The organism is Vibrio sp. 10N.222.48.A3, from assembly GCF_041475345.1.
GTDB lineage: Bacteria > Pseudomonadota > Gammaproteobacteria > Enterobacterales > Vibrionaceae > Vibrio > Vibrio tasmaniensis_A.
In genome coordinates, this window is the sequence record NZ_JBFRVX010001249.1 from 1 (window position 1) to 1,116 (window position 1,116).

The 1,116-nt window shown below is 46.3% G+C and carries 2 protein-coding genes; both read right to left on the reverse strand.

The genetic code is table 11. The features are described 5' to 3' along the window. The coding region (locus AB4653_RS25385; protein WP_372105609.1) for a DUF3630 family protein at positions 1 to 144 on the reverse strand (144 nt) is incomplete at its 3' end. A 66-nt stretch (positions 145 to 210) separates the two neighbouring features. After that, on the reverse strand, positions 211 to 1,116 hold a 906-nt coding region (locus AB4653_RS25390), incomplete at its 5' end, for an RQC domain-containing protein (RefSeq protein WP_372105608.1).

Genomic DNA, 1,116 nt, shown 5'->3' on the forward strand with positions numbered 1-1,116 from the left:
TTCAACAACAGAAGCTGACAGCAACGCCACCAGCTTTTCACCTAGCACTTCATAAGAATCAAAATCAAAACTTGGAGACGTAATCAATAAACGCCCTTCCTCAGCCAAATACTCTCTTAAGCCAAATTCTGTTGGTGTTGTCATGTCCCTATCAACCTTATTCTTTTTCTATAAGCCAATCGTTTTTATAAGCTAGTCGTTTCTTGCAAGCTAGCCGTGTGTGGTGATGTGTTCTTGAATCAAATCTAAGAATGGGTCTGCGTACTTATCAAGTTTACGCTGACCAACGCCATTTACCGCCAGCATCTCGCCATAAGATGTGGGTAGGATTTCGGCCATATCAATCAGCGTCGCATCACTGAATACCACGTATGGTGGCAAACCATCTTCATCAGCAATCGACTTACGCAGCTTACGCAGTTTGGCAAACAGCTTCTTATCGTAGTTCTTGCTGCTTAGTTTATCGGACTTCGCATTACGCACTGCTGTATCTAAACGAGGTACAGCCAACTCCAAAGACATCTCACCACGCAATAGCGGTCGAGCTTCTTCTGTTAACTGTAATGTTGAGTTACGAGTGATGTTTTGGAACAACAAACCTTTGTGAATCAGCTGACGGAAGATACTGATCCAGTAATCATGGCTATGGTCGCGGCCAATACCGTAGGTAGAAAGCTTGTCGTGACCATTATCGCGTACACGGATGTTCTGCATACCGCGCATCACTTCGACCACATAGCCCATACCAAATGACTGATTAACGCGGTACACACAAGACAACGCCTTCTGCGCCTCTTGGGTCGCATCAAAGTGTTTTGGTGGATCTAAGCAGATATCGCAGTTACCACATTGCTTCTCGCGATATTCGCCAAAGTAGTTGAGCAGCACCTGACGACGACACGTTTGCGCTTCGGCAAAGGCACTCATCGCGTTCAGCTTGTGCATCTCAACTTGTTTTTGCGGGCCTTCTTCTTTCTCATCAAGCATACGACGCAGCCAACCCATATCAGCCGGGTCAAACAACATCATCGCTTCAGCAGGTAAGCCATCACGACCTGCACGGCCTGTCTCTTGATAGTAAGATTCGATGTTGCGTGGGATATCAAAGTGCACCAC